This window comes from Bradyrhizobium sp. AZCC 1578, from assembly GCF_036924675.1.
Classification (GTDB): Bacteria; Pseudomonadota; Alphaproteobacteria; order Rhizobiales; family Xanthobacteraceae; genus Bradyrhizobium.
Genome location: NZ_JAZHRZ010000001.1, coordinates 4,273,261 through 4,293,732, shown reverse-complemented (window position 1 = coordinate 4,293,732; position 20,472 = coordinate 4,273,261). Strand labels below are relative to the sequence as shown.

At 63.1% G+C, this 20,472-nt stretch carries 19 protein-coding genes and 1 pseudogene; 7 read left to right on the top strand and 13 right to left on the bottom strand.

The window, feature by feature from the left end:
• Positions 1-11: 11 nt before the first annotated feature.
• Positions 12-677: pseudogene (locus V1290_RS20440) on the top strand (flavin reductase family protein); the annotation flags it as partial.
• A gap of 10 nt (positions 678-687) precedes the next feature.
• Here the strand turns inward: V1290_RS20440 and yddG are convergent.
• The 3 genes from yddG to V1290_RS20425 all read right to left on the bottom strand — a co-directional run bounded on the left by yddG (position 688) and on the right by V1290_RS20425 (position 3,835).
• Positions 688-1,557: an aromatic amino acid exporter YddG gene (gene yddG / locus V1290_RS20435; RefSeq protein ID WP_334366074.1), complete on the bottom strand. Its 870-nt coding sequence runs from the start codon at positions 1,555-1,557 to the stop codon at positions 688-690.
• A gap of 169 nt (positions 1,558-1,726) precedes the next feature.
• Positions 1,727-2,452 carry an acetoacetyl-CoA reductase gene (gene phbB, locus V1290_RS20430; protein ID WP_334366073.1) on the bottom strand — a complete coding sequence of 242 codons (726 nt, stop codon included), beginning with the start codon at positions 2,450-2,452 and terminating at the stop codon, positions 1,727-1,729.
• A gap of 204 nt (positions 2,453-2,656) precedes the next feature.
• Positions 2,657-3,835, bottom strand: coding sequence for an acetyl-CoA C-acetyltransferase (locus V1290_RS20425; RefSeq protein WP_334366072.1), 1,179 nt, complete (start codon positions 3,833-3,835; stop codon positions 2,657-2,659).
• A gap of 317 nt (positions 3,836-4,152) precedes the next feature.
• Between V1290_RS20425 and phaR the strand changes: the two genes are divergently transcribed.
• On the top strand, positions 4,153-4,752 hold the full coding sequence (gene phaR, locus V1290_RS20420; RefSeq protein ID WP_334366071.1) for a polyhydroxyalkanoate synthesis repressor PhaR: 600 nt from the start codon (positions 4,153-4,155) through the stop codon (positions 4,750-4,752).
• A 160-nt stretch (positions 4,753-4,912) separates the two neighbouring features.
• On the opposite strand, the gene V1290_RS20415 is transcribed toward phaR, so the two are convergent.
• On the bottom strand, positions 4,913-6,604 hold the full coding sequence (locus V1290_RS20415) for a putative bifunctional diguanylate cyclase/phosphodiesterase (RefSeq protein WP_334366070.1): 1,692 nt from the start codon (positions 6,602-6,604) through the stop codon (positions 4,913-4,915).
• Between the two features lie 244 nt (positions 6,605-6,848).
• Here V1290_RS20415 and V1290_RS20410 point away from each other — a divergent pair, with 244 nt between their 5' ends.
• The gene (locus V1290_RS20410) at positions 6,849-7,136 is read left to right on the top strand and encodes a hypothetical protein (protein WP_334366069.1); all 288 of its coding nucleotides are present in this window, start codon (positions 6,849-6,851) and stop codon (positions 7,134-7,136) included.
• A 4-nt stretch (positions 7,137-7,140) separates the two neighbouring features.
• Here the strand turns inward: V1290_RS20410 and V1290_RS20405 are convergent, their stop codons facing one another.
• From V1290_RS20405 to mtgA, 3 genes are all read right to left on the bottom strand, one after another.
• Positions 7,141-7,923 (bottom strand): hypothetical protein, encoded by a 783-nt coding sequence (locus tag V1290_RS20405; protein WP_334366068.1) that lies wholly within the window; start codon positions 7,921-7,923, stop codon positions 7,141-7,143.
• 135 nt (positions 7,924-8,058) lie between these two features.
• The gene (gene rpmF / locus V1290_RS20400; protein WP_334366067.1) at positions 8,059-8,241 is read right to left on the bottom strand and encodes a 50S ribosomal protein L32; all 183 of its coding nucleotides are present in this window, start codon (positions 8,239-8,241) and stop codon (positions 8,059-8,061) included.
• Positions 8,242-8,397: 156 nt separating this feature from the next.
• A complete protein-coding gene (gene mtgA, locus V1290_RS20395; protein ID WP_334366066.1) occupies positions 8,398-9,075 on the bottom strand; it encodes a monofunctional biosynthetic peptidoglycan transglycosylase in 678 nt (225 codons plus the stop codon).
• Positions 9,076-9,251: 176 nt separating this feature from the next.
• Between mtgA and V1290_RS20390 the strand changes: the two genes are divergently transcribed.
• Together V1290_RS20390 and V1290_RS20385 are read left to right on the top strand one after the other, a co-directional pair.
• Positions 9,252-10,172, top strand: coding sequence for a polyprenyl synthetase family protein (locus tag V1290_RS20390; RefSeq protein ID WP_028347703.1), 921 nt, complete (start codon positions 9,252-9,254; stop codon positions 10,170-10,172).
• 121 nt (positions 10,173-10,293) lie between these two features.
• A complete protein-coding gene (locus V1290_RS20385) occupies positions 10,294-10,974 on the top strand; it encodes a DUF1345 domain-containing protein (RefSeq protein ID WP_334366065.1) in 681 nt (226 codons plus the stop codon).
• A 59-nt stretch (positions 10,975-11,033) separates the two neighbouring features.
• On the opposite strand, the gene V1290_RS20380 is transcribed toward V1290_RS20385, so the two are convergent.
• Positions 11,034-12,806 carry a caspase family protein gene (locus V1290_RS20380; RefSeq protein WP_334366064.1) on the bottom strand — a complete coding sequence of 591 codons (1,773 nt, stop codon included), beginning with the start codon at positions 12,804-12,806 and terminating at the stop codon, positions 11,034-11,036.
• A 318-nt stretch (positions 12,807-13,124) separates the two neighbouring features.
• Here V1290_RS20380 and V1290_RS20375 point away from each other — a divergent pair, with 318 nt between their 5' ends.
• Positions 13,125-13,499: a nuclear transport factor 2 family protein gene (locus V1290_RS20375; protein ID WP_334366063.1), complete on the top strand. Its 375-nt coding sequence runs from the start codon at positions 13,125-13,127 to the stop codon at positions 13,497-13,499.
• Between the two features lie 19 nt (positions 13,500-13,518).
• Here V1290_RS20375 and V1290_RS20370 read toward each other — a convergent pair whose 3' ends face one another.
• The 3 genes from V1290_RS20370 to ispG all read right to left on the bottom strand — a co-directional run bounded on the left by V1290_RS20370 (position 13,519) and on the right by ispG (position 17,719).
• Positions 13,519-14,859: a Rieske 2Fe-2S domain-containing protein gene (locus tag V1290_RS20370; protein ID WP_334366062.1), complete on the bottom strand. Its 1,341-nt coding sequence runs from the start codon at positions 14,857-14,859 to the stop codon at positions 13,519-13,521.
• A 72-nt stretch (positions 14,860-14,931) separates the two neighbouring features.
• Complete coding sequence (locus V1290_RS20365) at positions 14,932-15,825, bottom strand: TauD/TfdA dioxygenase family protein (protein ID WP_334366061.1); 894 nt, start codon at positions 15,823-15,825, stop codon at positions 14,932-14,934.
• Positions 15,826-16,426: 601 nt separating this feature from the next.
• Positions 16,427-17,719, bottom strand: coding sequence for a flavodoxin-dependent (E)-4-hydroxy-3-methylbut-2-enyl-diphosphate synthase (ispG, locus tag V1290_RS20360; protein WP_334366060.1), 1,293 nt, complete (start codon positions 17,717-17,719; stop codon positions 16,427-16,429).
• 268 nt (positions 17,720-17,987) lie between these two features.
• Between ispG and V1290_RS20355 the strand changes: the two genes are divergently transcribed.
• A complete protein-coding gene (locus tag V1290_RS20355) occupies positions 17,988-18,863 on the top strand; it encodes a sulfurtransferase (protein WP_334366059.1) in 876 nt (291 codons plus the stop codon).
• A gap of 153 nt (positions 18,864-19,016) precedes the next feature.
• Here the strand turns inward: V1290_RS20355 and V1290_RS20350 are convergent, their stop codons facing one another.
• Both V1290_RS20350 and V1290_RS20345 read right to left on the bottom strand, forming a co-directional pair.
• Positions 19,017-19,955, bottom strand: a complete 939-nt coding sequence (locus V1290_RS20350) for a DMT family transporter (protein ID WP_334366058.1) — start codon at positions 19,953-19,955, stop codon at positions 19,017-19,019.
• A gap of 30 nt (positions 19,956-19,985) precedes the next feature.
• Positions 19,986-20,471, bottom strand: coding sequence for a Fur family transcriptional regulator (locus V1290_RS20345; protein ID WP_028347712.1), 486 nt, complete (start codon positions 20,469-20,471; stop codon positions 19,986-19,988).
• Between the last annotated feature and the right edge of the window lies 1 nt (position 20,472).

Below are 20,472 nucleotides of genomic sequence, written 5' to 3'. Positions count from 1 at the left end.
GGAGCGGAAAAATGCACGGCACTTTTGGAATTTCGAACATCCAGATCGAACCGGCGATTCTCTATTTCGGCACGCCGGTGGTTCTGATCGGCTCGACCAATGAGGACGGTTCATTCAACCTCGCGCCGATGTCGTCGGCATGGTGGGTTGGTTGGCGCTGCATGCTGGGGTTAGCGGCCAACTCAAAGACCACCGAGAACATGATCCGGACAGGCGAGTGCGTGCTCAATCTGCCGTCGGCCGCACTGGTCGGCGCGGTCGATCGTCTGGCTCGCACGACCGGCTCGGATCCGGTGCCGCCGGGCAAGCGGATGCGCGGCTATCGGCACGCGCGTGACAAGTTTAGCCTGTGCGGCCTGAGCGCGATGCCGGGCGAAACCGTCGCGGCGCCGCGCGCGCTGGAATGCCCGGTGCAGATCGAAGCCAAGGTCGCACGCGTCCACGGGATGGCCGAGGAGGATGCGGTCTGGCGCGGCAATCTTGCCGCGATCGAGGTGCGCATCACGCGCGTGCATGCGCATCCGGGAATCATGATGGATGACGAGCCCAACCGTATCGATCCCGACAAATGGCGGCCGCTGATCATGAGCTTCCAGCAGTTCTACGGGCTGATGCCGGAGAAGCTGCAACGCTCCGAGCTTGGGCAGATTCCGGAGGCGATGTACAAGCCGCCTGGAAGCCGGCGGCCTAAGATTTCCGCCACACCATATCCTTCGCCGCGATCAGCCCGCCGCCCGCAATCAGGATTGCGGCGACGGCGATCGTGGCCGTCGGTTGCGCGAAACCGGCGAGGATCAGAAACAAGGTCGATAGTAGCGGCGTCGCGTAGGATGCCGCTCCGAGCACGCGGATATCGCCGCGCTTCATGCCGATATCCCAGACGAAGAACGCAGCACCGACAGGGCCGACGCCGAGCGCGATGACGGCAAGCCACTGCCCGATCGTTTCCGGCCAGACCGTCTTCTCCACCATGGCGTGGACGAGCGCGGCGAGCAGCGCGGTGGCGAGGCAGAAGCCGGCCACCGCATCGGTCGGCACCGCCTTGAGCTTGCGCGACATCACCGAATAGGCGGCCCACACAAAGGCGGCGACGAAGGCCGCAGCCAGCCCTGGGATCTGGCCTGGCGCAAAGCTGGCGCCGTTGCCGGCGAACAGCAGCACCGTGCCGACAAGCCCGAGCAGCGCACCGATGATGTGGTGTGGCGCCAGCCGCTCGCCCGGCAGCAGCGACGAGAACAGCACGATCAGCAGCGGCCAGAGATAGTTCAGCAGGCCGGCCTCGGCCGGCGGCGCGTAGCGCAGCGCGAGGAAATACAACGCGTGATAGCCGAACAATCCGCCGACGCCGACGAACCAGGCGACCGCTGGCTGCTTTAAGGCTGCAAACGCAGAAGGCCGGAACAGAAAACTTGCGAAGGCGACCAAAGCTCCGATCGCAAACGTCATGGCGGCGAGCTGGAACGCCGGAATTTTTCCGGTCGCGACCGTCAACACCGACAGCAGCGACCACATCAGGATCGCGGTCAGTCCGATCAGGGTAGCGGTGCGGGAGGTCATGCGTTGAAAAGTGTTCAGCTTCTTCCGTCATGGCCGGGTTTATCCCGGCCATCCACGTCTTTCTTGCCGCCAGTTGTAAAGACATAGATGCCCGGGACAAGCCCGGGCATGACGACTTTTTACTGGTCGCTGCTGCACGCAACGGCTTCGCGCGATGACGCGACGATCATCACACCAAGTACTGGCCGCCGTTGATCGTCATGGTCGAGCCGGTGATGCCGCTGGCCTCGTCGGCAGCCAGGAACACCACCGCGCGGGCAATCTCTTCGGGCTCGCCGAGACGATTGATCGGGATCAGCGGCAGAATGCTCTTCTCAAGCACGTCCTTCGGCACCGCCTGCACCATCTCGGTGTTGATGTAGCCGGGGCAGATCGCGTTCACGGTCACGCCTCCCTTGGCATTCTCCAGCGCCAGCGCCTTGGTGAAGCCGATGTCGCCGGCCTTGGCGGCGGAATAGTTGACTTGGCCGAACTGTCCCTTCTGGCCATTGATCGAGGAGATGTTGATGATGCGGCCGAACTTGCGGGCGCGCATGCCCTCGATTACCGGACGTGTCATGTTGAACAGCGAGCCGAGATTGGTGTTGATAACCGCGTTCCATTGCTCGAGCGTCATCTTGTGGAAGGCGCCGTCCTTGGTGATGCCGGCATTGTTGACCAGCACGTCGATCGGCCCGAGATCGGCCTCGACCTTCTTGATGCCCTCGGCGCAAGCATCAAAGGAGCTGACGTCCCATTTGTAGACGGGGATGCCGGTCTCGGATTTGAACTTCTCGGCGGCGGCATCATTGCCGGCGTAGCTCGCCGCGACCTTGTAGCCCGCAGCCTTCAGCGCCTTGCTGATCGCAGCGCCGATGCCCCGCGTACCACCCGTAACCAATGCAACACGTGCCATGTCGTAGTCCTCCTTGGTAATCGCTTAGTACGCCGGAATTGTCCCGGTCTTTTGACGAGTCTCAATCTTTTTGAAAGCGTTCTTGGAAACGCACCCACAAGATGAAAATGCCCGGCACGAAGACCGGGCATTTCATCTTTACCAATTCGAGCCGCGGTTGCGAGATGATCTTTTCATCATTCAACCGCTCACTCTGCCTTTAGTTCAGTCGCGTGCAACGCACATCGCGATGCCCATGCCGCCGCCGATGCACAGCGTGGCGAGGCCCTTCTTGGCGTCGCGCTTCTGCATCTCGTGCAACAGCGTCACCAGCACGCGCGCGCCCGACGCGCCGATCGGGTGGCCGATCGCGATCGCGCCGCCATTGACGTTGACCTTGCTGGTGTCCCAGCCGAGATCCTTGTTCACCGCACAGGCCTGCGCCGCGAACGCCTCGTTGGCCTCGATCAGGTCGAGGTCGCCGACGTTCCAGCCGGCCTTCTTCAGCGCAGTGCGCGACGCGGGGATCGGGCCGGTGCCCATGATCTTGGGATCGACGCCGGCCTGGCCCCAGGAGACGATGCGGGCGATCGGCTTCTTGCCCTGCCTGGCTGCTTCCTTGGCGGTCATCAGCACCACGGCGGCGGCGCCGTCATTGATGCCCGAGGCGTTGCCGGCGGTCACGGTGCCGTCCTTCTCGAAGGCCGCGCGGAGCTTGCCCATCGCATCGAGGGTAGCACCATGGCGCGGATATTCGTCGGTGTCGACCACGACGTCGCCCTTGCGGGTCTTGATGGTGACCGGCGTGATCTCGTCCTTGAACTTGCCGGTTTTCTGCGCGGCCTCGGCCTTGTTCTGCGAGGCAACGGCGAACTCGTCCTGCTGGGCGCGGGTGATCTGGTACTGCTTGGCAACGTTCTCGGCGGTGTTACCCATGTGATAGCCGTTGAAGGCGTCCCACAGGCCGTCCTTGATCATGGTGTCGACCAGCTCCAGGCCGCCCATCTTCACGCCGCCACGCAGATATTGCGCATGCGGCGCCATGCTCATCGATTCCTGGCCGCCCGCGACCACGATCGAGGAATCGCCGTTCAGCAGTGCCTGGTAGCCGAGCGCGACCGAGCGCAGGCCCGAGCCGCAGAGCTGGTTGACGCCCCAGGCCGGGCTCTCCACCGGAATGCCGGCGTTGATCGAGGCCTGGCGGGCCGGGTTCTGGCCCTGCGCCGCGGTCAGGATCTGGCCCATGATGACTTCGGAGACCTGGCCCGGCTCGACACCCGCCCGCTCCAGCGCAGCCTTGATGGCGATGGCGCCGAGGTCATGGGCCGGGGTGGTGGCGAACGCGCCGTTGAAGCTGCCGACCGGAGTGCGGGCGGCGCTGACGATGACGACATCGTCTGACATGGACATCTCCTTATGGGGTTTCTTGGGCTTGAGTTGGTTGGACGGCGGGCGGCCGGGGTGGCGTGCCTGTCTCTCACCTTATGTTGTTAACCTCGTTGACCCATGTCAATCGGCCGGCGCCCAAAATCCTACCGCGGCGCATTCAAATTGATCCCCCGGGGGTTTCCATAGCAGCGTCTATGCCTTGGAATTAACCGTGCCGCACAAAACGGTAGCCGAACCGCATTGAAAATGCTTACTTTGCTGCGTTTGCGTTGCTCGTCTGCCCGTCGGCGAAGCCGCCGGGTTCCCTGCTCTCGGTGTCGATGTGTGAGCTTATGGCAAAGTCAGACCAACCTACGACCATCAAGAAATATGCTAACCGGCGGCTCTATAATACCGGCACCAGCACCTATGTGACGCTCGAGGATCTCGCAGCGATGGTGAAGGAAGGCGAGGATTTTCTCGTCTATGACGCCAAGACCGGCGACGACATCACCCGTCAGGTGCTGGCGCAGATCATCTTCGAACAGGAAAACAAGGCCGGACAAAATCTGTTGCCCACCACTTTCCTGCGGCAGTTGATCCGCTTCTACGGCGACAGCATGCAGTTGGTGGTGCCGAAATATCTGGAGCAGTCGATCGATACGCTGACGCGCGAGCAGGAAAAATTCCGCAAGCAGCTCACCAATACCTTCAGCGGCACGCCGTTCGCGCCGCTCGAGGAACATGTCCGCCGCAACATGGAATTGTTTCAGCAGACGTTCTCGATGTTCAAGCCGTTCGTGCCGCCGCGCGCCGGATCGACTTCGCCGGAGCCGGAGAAGGTGCCGGAGCCCTCGACCGACGGAGACAATATCGACGATCTTCGCCGCCAGATGAAGGACATGCAGGAACGCCTCGAGCGCATGTCGAAAGAGCCGAAGAAGGAAGAGTAGGACTCTCCTTCGTTTCACTATCTCTACTGTCGTCCCTGCGAACGCAGGGACCCATAACCACCAGCCTACATTGTCGAAGCGCAGCCGTCGCCCCTTGTGCCCTTTGCGCCGGCCGCGGTGTATGGGCCCCTGCGTTCGCAGGGACGACTGGCGGAGAGAGCTAGCCCGCTGCCGGCAATATCGTCTCAGTTTGCGTAGCCCACGGCCGCTGCGGCGATGCCAGCCCGATCAGGCGGCCTTGGATGTAATCGCAGCCCCATTCGCGCAGCATCACGGCGGTTTCCTCGTCCTGCACCCATTCGGCTACCGTCTTGATCTGCAGGCGGTTGGCCAGATCGATCAGCGTATGCACGAAGGCGCGATCGTCGGCGGAGCGTGCGATGTTCTGCACGAAGGCGCCGTCGATCTTCACGATATCGACGCCGAGCTTGCGCAAGTTGCGGAACGAGGTGTAGCCGGCGCCGAAATCGTCGATCGCGATCTGGCTGCCGAAGCTTTTCAGTCGTGTAATGAAGCCCCTGATATCGTCGATGTCCTGGATCGCAACCGTTTCGGTGATCTCGACGATCAGCCGCTCGCCGGCGCCGGGATGCGCCTGCATCAGCGATTCGATTCCGGTCCACCAGTCCGGGTCCATGGTGGTGTCGGGCGAGATGTTGAGGCTGAGCCGCACGTTCGGCGACGCCGCGAGTTCGGCGACCGCGAGTTCGAGCACGCGATGATCGACCAGCCGGATCAGGCCCAATCGTTCGGCGACAGGAACGATATCGGGCGCCAGCAGTGCCTGCCCGTCCTCCTGCTCCATCCGTACCAGGCATTCATAGAACGCCGGCTGCCGCGAGCGCGCTTCGACCACGGGCTCAAAGGCGGTGACGATCCGCCGCTCGTTCAATGCAGTGACGATCTCGTCGGTGACGCGGATGTTGACGCGGCGCTGGGCGTCGCGCTCGACGTCCGGCTTCCACAGCGCGAATGATCCGGCGCGGCGGCGCTTGGCGCCATCGAGCGTTTCCTGGGCGCGGTTGACGGCCTCATCGGCATTGCGGGCGTAACGGGGGATGCTGATCGCGCCGATCGAGGCAGTCACCGAAACGGGACCGGATTTGGTCGGGATTACCTCGTCTCGGACCCCCGCCAGAAAGCGCTCGGCCGCGATATTGGTGTCGTCGACGCTGCAGTTCCTCAAGATCAGCCCGAACTTGTTGCCGGAGAAGCGCCCGAGCACGTCGCCGCCGCGCAGCTTGGCACGGATGCGCTTTCCGACTTCGGCAATCACGGCGTCCGCGACATCGAAGCCGAAGGCGTCGTTGACGCGCGCCAAATGATCGATGCCGATCAGCATGAAGGCGCAGGTCGATCGGAGACGCTTGGCTTCCTCGATCGCTTCCGCCAGCGAGGCGATGAGATGCGTGCGATTGAGTTCACCGGTCAGCGGATCGTGCATGGAGAGCTTCAGCAATTGCTGGTCACGGGCACGGCGCTCATTGTTGATGCGGACAATGCCTTGCGCGCGCACCGGCTTGCCGTCGGGCCCTGCGAACCAGCAACCGGTTTCCTCGATCCAGAGTACCGGCGCGGAGCTTAAGGCTCGCACGCCATATTCGACCCGGTAGGCGACGCCTTCGCCGTCCCGCGGCGGTGGCGATCGAGTGAGGGCGTCCGTCCGGATCGAACGGGAGGGCTCGATCAACCCGGCGAACCCGGCGCCACTCGCCAGCGCGTCCGCCGGAATGTCGGTGAAAACCGCGCCGGCATTGTCGCTCCAGGCGATGGTGTCCGCTATCAGGTCCCAAACGAAAGCCGCCTGGCCTAGCGAGGCAAGAATGCTGGAGGCTTGCGGGACAGGGGGCATTAGATTGCCTCGATTCGGGACACCGCCGGGTGATTCCCTGGTGATTCCCTTGGGCCTTGAGGATAGTGGCTGTTTCGAACGAGAGGCTAGGCTAAGTTGATAAATAATCCGGAAACCATGTTTCACGGACTTTCCGGGTTAGCCGGGAACGAAGCGGAAGGGAGCGGCATAGGCCTTGCGAGGTCAGATCGCAGTGGGGCGTTTCGTCCCGAAACGTGACAGTTTTAGCCGGTTGCGGTGCGCGATGCTGGACATCGATCGACCAGAGGAAATTTTGGACGGCGAGTTCGTCAACCTCGACGAGCCGGTCTGCGTCGAACTGGTGCCGGTCGCCCAGTCCGTACACTGGTCACAGAGAGGGGCGATGCCGCGGCCCGATCCGACCTTCCTCGCGCAGTTGATCGCGACCGCCGATCAGACACCGCAAACCCGCGGCCTGAGGCGGGCATCGCTGGCGGATGCGCAGACGGCCTATGGCGCCAGCCAGATCCGGTGTAGCAGCACCGGCTTCCGGACGCGGCAATCCATCTAGAGGATCAGCGCTGAGGCGTATCGGGCTTATCCGAGGGCGGAGGGCCTGAGCCCGGCTGCAGTCCTGGCGACGAGACTTGGGGCGTAGGGCCTTGCGTAGGGCCTTGGGGCGTGGGGCCTTGGGGTGCAGGGCTTTGGGGTGCAGGGGCTTCTGGCGCAGGAACTTCCGATGACGACACTGCGGGCGACGGGGCTGCCGTTGAAGCCGCCTCGGGCGCGGCGGCGGGCTGCACCGGTTTCGGCTCGGCGCGATCCTTCAACACGGATTCAGCAACAGAGGCTGCCGCTGGTGTAGCAGGGGCAGGCGAAGGTGCTGCTGCTGCCGGTGCAGGCTCAATTTTGGGCTCGGCTGCCGGGGCCTCGGCCTTTTCGGCGTCTTTTGCTGGAGGCGTAGGCGCAGGCGCCGCCGCTGCGACGACGGCACGGCGTCGTGTCCGCAATGCCAGGCCGGAGAGGAAATCCACCAGCGACAGGGCTGTCATCAGGAAATAGGTCGAGGTGCCGAACTTCGGCCACAGCATGAATTCAGCCGCCGCCGCTCCGAACACGATCAGCGACAGCAGATGGTCGGTGAGATATTTCGCGCCGGGCCGCGCGCCTTTGATGACTTCGGCGAGTAGCAGCAAGATGCTGAGCGTGAGCAGCACGTCGCTCAGCGTCACGGTCCATTCCGCACCCGACATCAAGGTCAGCTTCACCAGCGGATCGGTGAACGATACCTCCGGCATCAGGAAGACGATGATGTTGTAGATCGCGAGCGGAATCAGAAGCAGCGGAAAACCGACCATGGGTATCGCGCCTTGCTAGGAAAACCGGAAACGTCCCCGGGCAAAGCATCGCTTCGCCCTGTGGAACCGTTGGCCCACTCGTTGGCCAAATTCGGGCAGGCGCCACTGGAAGCGGTGCCTTAATCCCCTATCCGGTCAGGATTCCTTCTTCTTCAGCACCTGCCGGCCCTTGTACATGCCGGTCTTCAGGTCGAGGTGGTGCGGACGGCGCAGCTCGCCCGAATCCTTGTCCTCGGCATAGGTCGGCTTCTTCAGTGCATCCGCCGAGCGGCGCATGCCACGCCGCGAGGGCGATATTTTTCTTCTGGGAACGGCCATAACAGTCCTCTAGGGGTGTTTTGTCGGAGGCATCCGTCCGAAACCAGACCGCCCAGCGCTTCGCGCACGGGCTGCGATGCCGATAAGGCCGCGCTTATAGAGGATGGGCCGGCGTAAAGCTAGGGCAGGTTGCGGTAAAACCGGCCGAAAATTGGCTCAAAAAGCGCGATTCTCGCTCCAGCAGCGCTGTAGCGCCGCGGCATTGGCCCGCGCCATGTAGGTGGCGGCCAGACGGCGCACGCCGGGGCCGGGGTTGCGGGCGCTGCGCCTGACAGGGTTGGGCAGAATCGCCGCCAGCAAGGCGGCCTCGCGCGGCGACAGGGCCGAGGCCGAACGGCCAAAGGCGTAGAGGGAACCGGCTTCTGCCCCGAACTGCCCGGACGGGCCGAGTTCAGCGATGTTGAGATAGATTTCCAGGATCCGCTGCTTGGGCAGCACCAGATCGATCCACATCGCAAGCGGTAGTTCCAGCACCTTGCGGACCACGCTGCGGCCCGGCCACAGGAACAGGTTTTTCGCCACCTGCTGGGTAATTGTCGACCCGCCGCGGGTGGGTTCGCCGTCCTCGGCGTCGTCGATTGCGTCCTGCAGCGCGCCCCAATCGACCCCGCGATGGCTGCAGAATCTGGCGTCTTCGGAGCCGACCACCGAGCGCGGCAGGTAGGGCGAAATCGCCTTGAAATCGATCCATTGCCGCGACACCGGCGCGCCCTTGAGCCAGCGCCAGGCCATCAGGGCCGAGACCGGATGCCCGGTGCGGTAGAACGGCGTCACCAGATAGGGCAGCAACAGCACCGCCAGCAGGATCAGCACGAAAATTCGGACAATGCGCAAAATGGATGCTTCCGGTTCAGCTTAGGCGCGCCGGGACCGCTGAACAGGCCCCACCCATGTGACATCTCCATGATATTTCGGGCGTTTTCCAGCGCTTTTGTGACGGGGGTCATGGAATTGACGAAGCGCCCGCCATCAAACATTGTCCGGGCCAAATTGATCTGGAGCTATTCTTAATGACCACCGCCACTGCCGATTTTGCCAAACGACTGGACCAAACCGCGGAGGACACTGAAGCGCTGCTGGCGAAGCTGTTGTCCGATACGCTGCTGCCCGACGAGATCGCGCGGCCGAAGCGGCTGATGGACGCGATGCGCTATTCCAGCCTCGGCGGCGGAAAGCGGCTGCGGCCCTTTCTGGTGGTCGAAAGCTCGGCGGTGTTCGGCGTCCCGCGCGAGGCCGCGCTGCTGGTCGGCGCGGCGCTGGAATGCATCCATTGCTATTCCCTGATCCATGACGATTTGCCGGCGATGGACAACAGCGATTTGCGCCGCGGCCGGCCCACGCTGCACAAGAAGACCGACGACGCCACCGCGATCCTCGCTGGCGACGGGCTGTTGACGCTGGCGTTCGACATCGTCACCCGCGACGAGATCCACAAGGACGCCAATGTGCGCCTCTTGTTGACGCGGGCACTGGCGCGCGGTTCCGGCATCGGCGGCATGGTCGGCGGCCAGATCCTCGACCTCGCCGGCGAAGGCCGCTTCGGCGACCGCGAGCCGGTCGACGTGGCGCGGCTGCAGCAGATGAAGACCGGCGCGCTGTTGCGCTATGGCTGCATCGCCGGCGCGATCCTCGGCCAGTCCACGCCGAAGGAATACCAGGCGCTCGACGATTACGGCCGCGCGCTCGGCGAGGCGTTCCAGATCGCCGACGACCTGCTCGACGTCGAGGGCGACGCCGCAGCGCTCGGCAAGCAGACCGGCCAGGATGCGGCGCTGGGCAAGACGACCTTCGTCACCCAGCTCGGCATCGACGGCGCCAAGCAGCGCGTGCGCGATCTGTTGGCGCGCGCCGATTCCGCACTGTCGATCTTCGGCGCGAAGGGCGACATATTGCGGGCAGCCGCGCGCTTTGTCGCGGAGCGCAGGAACTAGAGCTTCGGCTCTGATTGAAATCAGAACCGAAGCTCTGGATTCATGTTTTGACGCGTTTTCTTCACGCGAACCGGTATCCACTTCGCTCGAAAACGCTATAGCGCGTATCGAAGGCCAGCGGATGGACAAGGAATTCGAGAAACACCTTGTTCGCTTCCAGAACCTGCCGATGCCGGTCCGCGTCGTCTACGGAAGGCCGCGGACCTTTATCGCGCTCGCGGTTGGCGTGACCGTCTTCTTCCTGGTGCCTGATACGTTTCGGCTGGCGACACGTCTCATCGTCGGCTGGGATATCTTCGCCGCACTGTATCTCGTGCTTGCCTACATCATGATGCTGCGCTGCGACGTCGGCCATATAAGGCGCAGCGCAGTGTTGCAGGATGACGGGCGTTTCCTGATCCTGCTAGTGACCGCGTTCGGCGCCCTTGCAAGCCTTGGCGCGATCGCGTTCGAGCTCGGCGCCTCGAAAGGCAATCCGGCCGGGCTCATCCTGGCGACGGCGACAATCGCATTGTCATGGGCGCTTGTGCATACCGCCTTTGCGCTGCACTACGCCCATGATTTCTATCGCGGCAAAAGGCCCGGCGGCCTGCAGTTTCCAAGCGGCGACCCGCACGAGGATGCGGATTACTGGGATTTCGTCTACTTCTCGTTCGTGATCGGCATGACCGCGCAGGTCTCCGACGTCGGCATTACCGACAGGATTATCCGCCGCACCGCGACCGTGCACGGCATCATTTCGTTCGTGTTCAACACCGCGCTGCTGGCCTTGATGGTGAATATCGCGGCGAGCGTGATCTGAAAAGCAATTGGCCCCGCTGTCGCGGCGCCAATGTGGACTTGATCTGATGCAGGCCGCCGTTACGGGCACACGCCCGACATGATGGCCTGGTAGCCATTGCAGCCCTGCTGGCGTTCGAGGCCGGTGAGCGGGCGGCCACTGGCCCCGATGCTCGGATCCCGTCCCTGATAACGCCCGGCGGTGGCCTGCCTGCCCCGCGGCACCTGATACGGCCTAGCTTCCAGCGCCTGCCGCGGTTCGGGCTTCTCGCGCTTGGCGACCGGCTTCCTGGCGCTACGCTTCTCACATTCGTTGTCGTCGTTGAGGTACGAGCCCTCCGCGCACGTGATCTTGGTGCAGCGCTCGCCCTCGGCCTTGAAGCCGTGCTCGCAGACCAGCGGGCACACGCGCGACGACTTCAGCTTGATCGTATCGAGCGTATCGACGCTGGCGACCTTGGTGTCGAGCTTGGTTCCGGCGTAGCGGTTGAACAGGGTCAGCGACCGCTGCGAGGCGCGATTCCAGTTGCCATCGGCGTTGCCGGTCAGGCAGCCGACACGTTGCAGTTCGGCCTGTACCGACTTGGTGACGTCGGCCTGCGGCGGCCCTGACGTGAGGGCAGCAACGTTCACGGTCTTGTCCTTGTCAGCGGATGCCGGGGCAGGCGCCTTGTCGGCGGCAGCGCTTTCGGCGGCGACGCGCTTCTGCTCGGCCGCGGCCGCCTGCTCCTGCGCCACCTGCTTGGCCTTTTCAGCCGCGACGCGCGCCTGCTCGGCGGCCTTGGCTTCCGCTTCGGCCTTTGCCTGCTGCGACTTCTGGGCGCCCTCGGCGGCGAGCCGGGCCCGTTCCTGCTCGGCGAGCCGCGCCTTCTCGGTCGCCGCGACGCGCGCCTCCTCGGCCGCGATCTTGTCGAGCTGAAGTTTTGCAAGGCTCGAATAGAAGCCGTCGGGATATTGCCCAAGGAAGGCGTTGAGCGCGCTCTTGTTGCCGATCTGCAGCGCGAGTTCGTAATCGCGGCGGGCTTCGGCCTGCGCACTGAGGGCTGGCGCAGGAGCTGCCGCCGCAGGCGCCGGACGCGCCGGCACCAGTGGCACGTCTTCACCGCCCAGCGAACCATACACAAAGGGTTCCTGTCGATTATTGGTGGTCTTGAGCACCTCGTCGCGGACAAAGCCGAACGCGCGGCGGACGTCGAGCCCGGGCTTCGTCAAATGATTCGACAGCGCCGACGTGAACGGGCTGTTCTTGCCGTCACCGTCGGCCGCCGTCGAACCGGCCTTGGCCGAATAGGCGATCAGGACGTTGGGGCTGGTCGGCTCGACCTTGGCCAGGCCTTGCCCGATCGCGCGCGACGCGATGGTGCGCTTCATGGTGCGGGCAAACGGATTGTCGCGGCAGGCGTCGAGAATCACGAGCCGCAGCTTCTTGGCGGGCTCGATTGCGATCAGGATGCGATCGAGCGAGAGCCCCTCGTCATAAATGTCGGTATCGCGTTCCAGCCGGGCATCGACGGGAATCAGGTAATTCGCGCCGTCAACTTCGATCCCGTGGCCGGCGTAGTAGACCACGGCAATATCGGCATCGCGCGCGCGATCGGCGAAGTCGCGCAGCGCGCGACGGGTTTCGGCTGCCGGCAAGTCGCGGCGGGAATCGACGACGTCAAAACCGGCGTCCTTCAGCGTCGCCGCGATTTTGGAACTGTCGTTAACCGGGTTGGTGAGGGGTGCGACATTCTGGTAGGCGGAATTGCCGAGAATCAGCGCGACGCGCTTCTCGGCAAAGGCCGGCTCGCTCACCAGCAGGAAGGCGACGGCTGCAAGTGCCCATCGGCACAATTTTAGCGATCCAGACATCATCACGACTCCTCCGGAGCCTCGTACTTTTTTACCACACCGGTCTGCCTATCAGAAGGATCAGGCGGGCTTTGTGAGTTAGGTCACGAACCACGGAGACGTGAATCGCGCCCCTCGCTATATTCTTAGTCAGGCGAACAGGCCCGCAGGTTCGGCCACCGCTATTGCCCGTTTCCACCGGGGTTCCCGGCGCAGCCCGCGGGACAGGTGCATTCCTCGGCAACGATGCGAGCGTTCGCCTTTTCTCAATAGCGCAATCCGCCGGTCCATGACTAAATTCACCCCGAATGATTTCTGTCTTGTCCGGGAGGAATAGCCGTGAGCTCAGACCGATCGACCGTCGAAGCCGTGGTGCAGACCTATTTCGATGGCCTTTATGAGGGCGATGCCGACAAGCTCGGCGCGATCTTCGACGCAAGCGCCGATTTGCGCTGGCTGGAGAAGGGCGAGTTGCAGGTGCTGACCGTACCGGACTGGCTCGACCGGGTACGCAAGCGGCCCTCCGCCAAGGCTGAAGGAAAGCCGCGCGAGGATTTCATCGTGACGATCGATCGCTCGGATGATCAGACCGCCTTCATCAAAGTGCGCTGCCAGTTGCCGCCGCGCTATTTCACCGACTATCTGGTGGCGATGAAGCTGCGGGACGGCTGGAAAATCGTCTCGAAATCCTACCGCTACGATCTGCGCGAGTAATATTTGCTCAGGCCTGCCCCTACTCTGCCGCCGCGTTCCTGCCGGGACCGCCAACATAGCCGGCCGCATCGCCGAACCGCTCGATCATGACAGCGGTGAGGTCCTTGGTTTTGCTGGTGACGCAGGCGCCCGAGCGCACGGCGTAGCGGTCCTGATGCTTCAGGTGCGGCGGCGCCTCGCCCTTCTGCAGCGCCCGGGCGGCGTCCATTACGAGCTTGCGGAAATGCATGATGCCGAGGTCGGTCGGGCCGAGATGTTCGCGCGTGCGGTCGGCGATCGGGCCCTGGCTGTCCTGCACGGCGGCGTCCTGCTCGGACACGCCCTTGATGCCGGTGTAGCTTTGGGTCTTCTGCAGCTTGCGATCGATCAGGTAGTTGTTCGACTTGTTGCGCAGCGGCACATAGTTCTCGTCGACTTCCGCAATGACGCCGTTGCCGCGATCGTAGGCCTCACGCTCGGCATCCGTAATCGGCCGTTCCGGATTCCAGGCATAAGTATAGATCCAGCAATTGGTATCGGTGACCGGCACAAAGCTCTGACCAAAGATGTTCTCGCCCGGCATCGCGCTCGGCGCATAGGCATGCACCGGCATCAGGAACTGGGCGATACGCCAGTAGATACTATCGCTGCCGGTGAGACGCCCGCCGGCAATCGTCAGCCCGGCGTCATGCGGGTTGATCTTGATGACGGGGCGCGGATCTTCCGCGATCCAGCGCATGTGATCGGTGGCCACGCGCACAAGCGGATTCACAAAGTGCTTCTTGATATCGAGGATCTCGTTCTCTTCCTTTTCGAAGGAGAGATGCGCGAAGGTAAAATGCGCGGTGTCGATCGAGCCTTCCAGTGCCTGCACCCAGTTGCAGTCCTGCCATTTCTTCGAAACGTAGCGATGCGAGGGCGGCACCAGCGCCATTTCCAGATCGGGCAGCTCGGGCACCTCTTCGGCGGGACCCATATAGGCCCAGATCATGTCGCCCCACTCGCGCACCGGATAGGACTTGATGCGGATCATGTCCTTGGCGTTGAGGTCGGGATAGGAGGTCGGCATGTCGACGCAGCGGCCGTCGCTGTCGAACTTCCAGCCGTGATAGACGCAGCGGATGCCGCACTCCTCGTTGCGGCCAAGCCAGAGATTGGCGCCGCGATGCGGGCAATATTGATCGATGACGCCGACCACGCCGCTTGTATCGCGGAAGGCGAGCAGCTCCTCGCCCATGACGACGATCTTCTTCGGCGGGCCGTCGGCCTCAGGTAACTCTTCCGACAGCAGCACCGGAATCCAGAAGCGGCGCAGCAATTCACCCATGCCGGTGCCGGCGCCGCTCTCGGTGAGGAATTTGTTGTCTTCGGCGCGGAGCATGGGGCGTCCTCCGGGATTTGTTGTTGCTTTTGGCCGAACTTGGCGCAGGGGGCGCGATACGTCAACGCGCCTCTAAACCGGCCGCTCCCCTTTCACCGTCACGCGCGTCCCCGATCTTGTGTGCGGCCAGTAGTCCCACATCGCGCGGTGCTGGGCGCAGCGATTGTCCCAGAACGCGATGGCGTTTTCCGTCCAGCGGAAGCGGCATTGGAACAGCGGGTTCTCCGCGTGCTGGTAGAGATAGGCGAGCATGGCATCGCTCTCGTCGCGGGGAATACCCACAATATAGCGGGTGAAGCCGCGATTGACGTAGAGCGCCTTCTTGCCGGTGACGGGATGCGTGCGCACCACGGGGTGTTCGGCACGCGGATATTCCACCCGGTCGGCGACGCCATAGTTGGCGTAGAGCCCGCGATAGGTCTGCTCGCCGTCGTGCAATGCGGTCAGCCTGTCGAGATAGGTTTTCATTCGGTCCGACAGCGCCTCATAGGCGGCGTACATGTTGGCAAACAGCGTATCGCCGCCGCGCGGCGGGCATTGCTTGATGTAGAGGATCGACCCCATCGGCGGCTCGACGTCGCAGGACACGTCGGTGTGCCAGCCCTCGCCATTGGCGCGCGGCGAATCCTTGTCGGCATAGATCTTCATCAGCGCCGGGTCGCCCTCGTTGGGCGCCGCCGGATGCACATGCAGTTCACCGAACTTGCGCCCGAAAGCGAGATGTTGCTGCGGAGTGATATGCTGGTCGCGAAAGAAGATGACGAGGTTTTCGGCGAGCGCGCGATGGATTTCGTCCATCTGCCGGTTGGAGCGCGCGTCGTCCGAGACGAGCTTGCCGATATCGACGCCGGAAATTTCCGCGCCGATGATTGGTGTGAGTTTCTCGACCGCAATGGTCTCGTAAGGTTCGGCTTCGTCGGCGACGTGCCGGTAGCGCGGTCCCTGCTTGCCGGACAGCGATGACATGGGCGTTCTCCCAATCGTTCTTGATTGGGACGCATCGTAGCGCAGGCGAGACGAAGTGCAATGCACGTAGCTCGTCGTCCCTGCGAACGCACTAGGGCATGCACACTTGTTGCGCCGCAAATACTCATGAAAAGCCAAGGGTTTTTGCACTTCTCAAGTGTTGCGACGTAGTTTTGCTGCGCGCGCTCTCCACCCCACCGAAGCGCTGGATTCCGATCTTGCGCGAAAACGCCAGCCTCGATTCCAAAATTTCGATGAGCTCGCATCTTCGATTCTAAAATTGCATATGAAGCCTGAATCGCACTGCAACATGTGTGCATCCACTAGTGCGAACGCAGGGACCCATAATCACAAGAGATTGTTGTTGTAGGGGCTGGAGCTACAGCGCGGCATAAACCACAAAAACCTGTGGTTATGGGTCCCCGCGTTCGCGGAGACGACGGAATAGAGGCGAGAACCCCTCAACATGTCGTCCCTGCGAACGCAGGGGCCCATACGCCGCGGCCGGCGGAATGGGTACGCGGGGCGACGGCTGCGTTTCAACAATGCAGGCTGGTGGTTATGGGTCCCTGCCTTCGCAGGGACGACAGGCAGAGAAAGCCTACTCCGCTGCGGTCACCGCGCTCTCGGGCGTCTTGTTGCCCTTGCCGTAGCGCTGATCGATGTAATCGATCACCAGCGCCTTGAAATCGGCGGCAATGGTCGGACCGCGCAGGGTGCGGAACTTCTTGCCGTCGACGAACACGGGCGCGGCCGGCGCTTCGCCGGTGCCGGGCAGGGAGATGCCGATATTGGCGTGCTTGGATTCGCCCGGGCCGTTGACGATGCAGCCCATCACCGCGACGTTAAGCTGCTCGACGCCGGGATATTGCGTTTTCCAAGCCGGCATTTCCTCGCGGATGAAATCCTGGATCGAGCGCGCCAGCTCCTGGAATGTCGTCGAGGTGGTGCGGCCGCAGCCCGGGCATGCCGCGACCAGCGGCACAAAGGTGCGGAAGCCCATGGTCTGCAGCAATTCCTGCGCGACCTGAACTTCCAGCGTGCGGTCGCCGCCGGGCTCAGGCGTGAGCGAAATGCGGATGGTGTCGCCGATGCCGTCCTGCAGCAGGATGCCGAGCGCGGCGGATGAAGCCACGATGCCCTTCGATCCCATGCCGGCTTCAGTGAGGCCGAGGTGAATGGCGTAATCCGATCGGCGCGCCAGCTCCTGATAGACTGCGATCAGGTCCTGCACGGCGGAAACTTTTGCCGACAAAATCATGCGGTTCTTGGGCATGCCGAGCTCTTGGGCGCGGGCGGCCGACAGCAAGGCCGACTGCACCATGGCCTCGCGCGTTACCGCGCGCGCATCGCGCGGGTTCGGCGAGGCCGTATTCTCGTCCATCAGCTTGGTCAGCAGTTCCTGATCCAGCGAGCCCCAATTGGCCCCGATGCGCACCGGCTTGTTGTTCTTGTTGGCGATCTCGATGATGTCGGCGAACTGCGTGTCGCGCTTGTTCTTGAAGCCGACATTGCCGGGATTGATGCGATACTTGTCGAGCGCTTCGGCACATGCCGGATATTCGGCCAGCAGCTTGTGGCCGATATAATGGAAGTCACCGATCAGGGGCGTGGTGATGCCGCGCTTGCGCAGGCCATCGCGGATGTGCGGAACGGCGGCAGCAGCTTCCTCGCGGTCGACCGTGATGCGCACCATCTCCGATCCGGCGCGCGATAGCGCCGCGACCTGTGCGATTGTGCCTTCGACATCGGCGGTGTCGGTATTGGTCATCGACTGCACGACGATCGGCGCCCCCCCACCGACGGCAACATTGCCGACCATGACCTGGGTGGTTTTGTGCCGGGCCTTCGGGCCGGCGACGTCGTCTTGCGGGATTATTTCGGGCTTGTTCATGGGGCCTCGAATATCAGGTTTTGGTGACATGTACCAAGGGGGCGGCGAAGGCAGTGTGCGCCTTGTCACATGGCGGATTTTTATCTTGTGTGTTCAACAGCTTAGGCCAGCCGCAGCGGCCGAAAGCAGGGCAAAAGACCTCAGTCTTCGTTAACCGCTATATTGGACAGGAATCGCCGAATTGAAAGGGCGAGCATGCGTCTGGCGGCCTTTTCATGGCCCGATGCGAGCCCTAGCATTGCCGAAACATAAATAATGGGAGGCGGGTATGCCGGCGCGAAACGAGCTGATCACGACGGCGGAACTCACCGACCTTCTCAGTCAGCCCGATCTGCGCCTGTTCGATTGCACCACCTACCTCGAACCCGCCCCTGAAGGCTCCAGCCTACCCTATCTCACCGTGCCAGGCCGGCACAGCTTCGAGGCCGGACATATTCCGGGCGCGGACTTTCTCGATCTGCAGGGCGAGTTCTCCGATCCCGACACCGAACTTCGCTTCACGATGCCGGATGTGGCGCGGCTCGAACGGGCGTTCGGCCGCCATGGCGTTTCAAATCAAAGCCGGGTCGTGCTGTACAGCATCGGCACGCCGATGTGGGCAACGCGGTTCTGGTGGATGCTCAGATCGCTCGGCTTCGAGAACGTCGCGGTGCTCGATGGCGGTCTCGACAAATGGAAGTTCGAGGGACGCCCGCTCGAAACCGGGCCGGCGAAGGGATACGTGCCGGCAACATTCACGGCCAAGCCGAGGCCAGGTTTCTTCGTCGACAAGCACGAAACGCTTGCCGCCACGTCCGAGCGAGGCACCGTCATCGTCAACGCGCTCGGCCCGCAATTTCACAAAGGCCTCGAGCCCAGCCGCTATGGCCGGCCCGGCCGCGTTCCCGGCAGTTGCAACGTATCGGCGGCCACACTGCTCGACCCGAAAACCAAGGCGTTCGTCCCGCTTGGCGAGGCGGAAGCAAAATTCAAGGCGCAGGGCATCACCAAGGACAAGCGCGTGATCGCCTATTGCGGCGGCGGCATCTCGGCGACGGTCGACCTGTTCCTGCTCTACCAGCTCGGTTACGACAACCTCACGCTTTACGATGGCTCGATGGGCGAATGGGCCAAGGATGCGTCGCTGCCGATCGAGACGGGGTAGAACATAGACCCGCACTCCTTCCACGTCATTGCGAGGAGCGGCAGCGACGAAGCAATCCATCTTTCAGCGTGCGCGGAAGGATGGATTGCTTCGCTTCGCTCGCAATGACGGTGAAGGCTTGTGCTTTGCGTACCTGTGGAATGACGGAAAGAATCACGCCGGCACGTTCGGATCCGGCACCACCTTCGGATCCGGCTTGTTGACGAGATAGAGCCCGGCGATGACAAGCAGCGCTGCAACGCCGAAGGCAATGGTCAGCGTGTCGTGCAGGATGAAATAGGCGGCGACGACGCCGAACAATGGCGTGACGAAGGTGAACGACGATAGTTTGCTGGCTGAATAGGTCTTCACCAGCGCGAACCACAGCACGAAGGTGCAGCCCACCACCCAGATCGCCTGATAAGCCAACAACGAGATCGACAGCGCGCCCGGCATGTGGGTGATCTTCTCGCCGAACAGCAGGGATGCGCAGCCCAGGATCGGGATCGATACGGCCACCTGATATCCGAGCGCCTTTTCCGGAGCTGCGTTACGAAGTTTCGTGCCCTTGGCGATAAGCGTGGTCGCGCCCCACAGCGCGCCGCCGCCGACCACCAGCAGGTCGCCCAGCAACACTTTTGCGTCGACATTTGCCTGCGGCACACCGATTGCCAGCGCGACACCGGCGAAGCTGAGGCCCAGCCCACTCCATTGCATCATGCTCAGGCGCTCGCCGAGAAACTGGTAGGAGCCGAGCGCGACGAAAAACGGAGCAGTGTACAGGAACACGGCGGCGCGCGACGCCGATGTGAACACCAGCCCGCTGAAGATCAGCACGAATTCGATACCGAACAACGTGCCCGCCAGCAGGCCGGGGCCGAGCGAGCCGTCACGCTCGAAGAATTTTACGCCGCGCAGCCAACCGGCCAGCAGCATCACCGGCAACGCGCCGGCCGAGCGGATCAAGGCCTGCAGCATCGGCGGCACATCGGGCAGCGTTAGCTTCACCGCAATCTGGTTGAAGCCCCAGCTCAGGCACAACATCAGCATCAAGGCGATGGCGCCCGGGGTGAGCGCACGCCCGGCGGAAGGTTCTACTGGCTTGGATGACATCTATCCTCGTGGCCGGCTTGGCGCCGCTTCTTATTTTTGGCAATGCGCGCAGATGCCGGCGATCTCGACGACGGAGAGCTTTGGCGCAAATCCGGAGGCCCGCGCCGCCGCATTGAGGCTTTGCGCCACGGGGGCTGCGGGGATTTCGCCGACCGAGCCGCAGAGCTCGCAGATCAAAAACGCCACCATCGAGGTCTCGTCATGATCATGCGCGCAGGCAAGGAACGCATTGCGGCTCTCGATGCGGTGGACCAGGCCGTTTTCCATCAGGAAATCGAGCGCGCGGTAGACCGTGATCGGCGCCGGCCGCGGCATCGATTTGGCGAGCTCGTCGATCACCTCATAGGCCCCGAGCGGGCGGTGGCTCGACAGTAGCGCCTGCAGCACCTGACGCCGGATCGGGGTAAATTTTTGCGCCCGCCGCGCGCAAACCTGTTCGGCATGCGCGATCGCTTCCGCAGTGCAGCGGCCGTGATCGTGGCCGGGCGCAGGAAATGTCGGCTTTGTCAGGCTCATG

Excerpts from the sequence above, each read along its gene's own strand:
- yddG (WP_334366074.1), bottom strand. The coding sequence starts at position 1,557 with ATGACCTCCCGCACCGCTACCCTGATCGGACTGACCGCGATCCTGATG.
- phbB (WP_334366073.1), bottom strand. The coding sequence starts at position 2,452 with ATGGCACGTGTTGCATTGGTTACGGGTGGTACGCGGGGCATCGGCGCT.
- V1290_RS20425 (WP_334366072.1), bottom strand. The coding sequence starts at position 3,835 with ATGTCAGACGATGTCGTCATCGTCAGCGCCGCCCGCACTCCGGTCGGC.
- phaR (WP_334366071.1), top strand. The coding sequence starts at position 4,153 with ATGGCAAAGTCAGACCAACCTACGACCATCAAGAAATATGCTAACCGG.
- V1290_RS20415 (WP_334366070.1), bottom strand. The coding sequence starts at position 6,604 with ATGCCCCCTGTCCCGCAAGCCTCCAGCATTCTTGCCTCGCTAGGCCAG.
- V1290_RS20410 (WP_334366069.1), top strand. The coding sequence starts at position 6,849 with ATGCTGGACATCGATCGACCAGAGGAAATTTTGGACGGCGAGTTCGTC.
- V1290_RS20405 (WP_334366068.1), bottom strand. The coding sequence starts at position 7,923 with ATGGTCGGTTTTCCGCTGCTTCTGATTCCGCTCGCGATCTACAACATC.
- rpmF (WP_334366067.1), bottom strand. The coding sequence starts at position 8,241 with ATGGCCGTTCCCAGAAGAAAAATATCGCCCTCGCGGCGTGGCATGCGC.
- V1290_RS20390 (WP_028347703.1), top strand. The coding sequence starts at position 9,252 with ATGACCACCGCCACTGCCGATTTTGCCAAACGACTGGACCAAACCGCG.
- V1290_RS20385 (WP_334366065.1), top strand. The coding sequence starts at position 10,294 with ATGGACAAGGAATTCGAGAAACACCTTGTTCGCTTCCAGAACCTGCCG.
- V1290_RS20380 (WP_334366064.1), bottom strand. The coding sequence starts at position 12,806 with ATGTCTGGATCGCTAAAATTGTGCCGATGGGCACTTGCAGCCGTCGCC.
- V1290_RS20370 (WP_334366062.1), bottom strand. The coding sequence starts at position 14,859 with ATGCTCCGCGCCGAAGACAACAAATTCCTCACCGAGAGCGGCGCCGGC.
- V1290_RS20365 (WP_334366061.1), bottom strand. The coding sequence starts at position 15,825 with ATGTCATCGCTGTCCGGCAAGCAGGGACCGCGCTACCGGCACGTCGCC.
- ispG (WP_334366060.1), bottom strand. The coding sequence starts at position 17,719 with ATGAACAAGCCCGAAATAATCCCGCAAGACGACGTCGCCGGCCCGAAG.
- V1290_RS20355 (WP_334366059.1), top strand. The coding sequence starts at position 17,988 with ATGCCGGCGCGAAACGAGCTGATCACGACGGCGGAACTCACCGACCTT.
- V1290_RS20350 (WP_334366058.1), bottom strand. The coding sequence starts at position 19,955 with ATGTCATCCAAGCCAGTAGAACCTTCCGCCGGGCGTGCGCTCACCCCG.
- V1290_RS20345 (WP_028347712.1), bottom strand. The coding sequence starts at position 20,471 with ATGAGCCTGACAAAGCCGACATTTCCTGCGCCCGGCCACGATCACGGC.